Raw genomic sequence first — 1,125 nt, forward strand, 5'->3', positions numbered from 1 at the left:
AGCCGCACCTCCGGATGCGCCCGCGCGAACTCGGCCGCGAGCCGTCCCATCGCCGTCTGCGCGAAGAGCAGCGGCGCGCTGATCCGAAGCCGGCCGCGCACCTGGCTGCTGCCGGAGGCGATGGCAGTCGCCGTCTCCTCTAGTTCGGTCAGCAGTGCCCCGGCGCGTTCGAACAGCGCCCGCCCTTCCTCGGTCAGCTTGAGGTCGCGTCGGCCGCGCTCGAAGAGCCGCAGGTCCAGTGCCGCTTCCAACTCTCCCACGCGCCGGGACAAGGTCGCCTTGGGCCGGTGGGCGGCGCGCGATGCTGCACCAAAACCGCCGTGGCGGGCGACGAGCGTAAAGTCGGCTAGCGCGAGCAGGTCCATGTCGTTCCACCAGTGAGACGGCGCGTCCAGATTGTGCGGCTATTTTACCGGCCATGGATCGACCATCTTCGCTTCCTCAGCAAGACCGAATGAAGGAGCGAACCCATGACCATTCTCGTAATCGGAGCCACCGGCCGCGTCGGCCGCCACGTCGTCGACCAACTCGTGCAGCGCGAGGCGGACGTCCGCGTGCTGACCCGCGATCCCGCCAAGGCCGCGTTCCCGGCCGGTGTCGAGGTGGTGCAGGGCGACCTGCTCGACATCGACGAACTGCGCGCCGCCTTTTCCGGCGTCAGCACGCTGTTCCTCCTCAATGCGGTGACCGGCGATGAGTTCACCCAGGCGATCATCACGCTGAACGTCGCGCGTGAAGCCGGCGTCGAACGGGTGGTCTACCTGTCGGTGTTCCAGTCCGACCTTGCGGTGAACGTCCCTCACTTCGCCGTGAAGTACGGCGCGGAGCGGATGCTGGAAGCGATGGGCTTCGGCGCTACCATCCTGCGCCCGACCTACTTCATCGACAACGAGGCGATGGTGAAGGACGTGATCCTCCAGCACGGCGTCTATCCCATGCCCATCGGCGGCAAGGGGCTGGCGATGGTCGACGCGCGCGACATCGCCGAGGTCGCAGCGATCGAGCTGGTCCGCCGTCACGACGCGCCGGACAAGCTCCCGATCGAGACGATCAACCTGGTCGGCCCCGATACGCTGACCGGCGCTGACGTGGCAGCGATCTGGTCCGACGTGCTGGGGCGCCCGG

At 67.8% G+C, this 1,125-nt stretch carries 2 protein-coding genes; one reads left to right on the forward strand and one right to left on the reverse strand.

Annotation, left to right across the window (positions count from 1 at the left end; all coding sequences use genetic code 11):
• Window positions 1–365 (reverse strand): LysR family transcriptional regulator (locus BMX37_RS18335; RefSeq protein ID WP_139198165.1); only part of this gene is annotated, 365 nt, incomplete at its 3' end.
• A 105-nt stretch (window positions 366–470) separates the two neighbouring features.
• On the opposite strand from BMX37_RS18335, the gene BMX37_RS18340 reads away from it, so the two are divergent.
• A partial coding sequence (locus BMX37_RS18340) for an SDR family oxidoreductase (RefSeq protein ID WP_093667213.1) occupies window positions 471–1,125 on the forward strand: 655 nt, incomplete at its 3' end.

Source organism: Sphingomonas gellani (assembly GCF_900110035.1).
Lineage (GTDB): Bacteria > Pseudomonadota > Alphaproteobacteria > Sphingomonadales > Sphingomonadaceae > Sphingomonas > Sphingomonas gellani.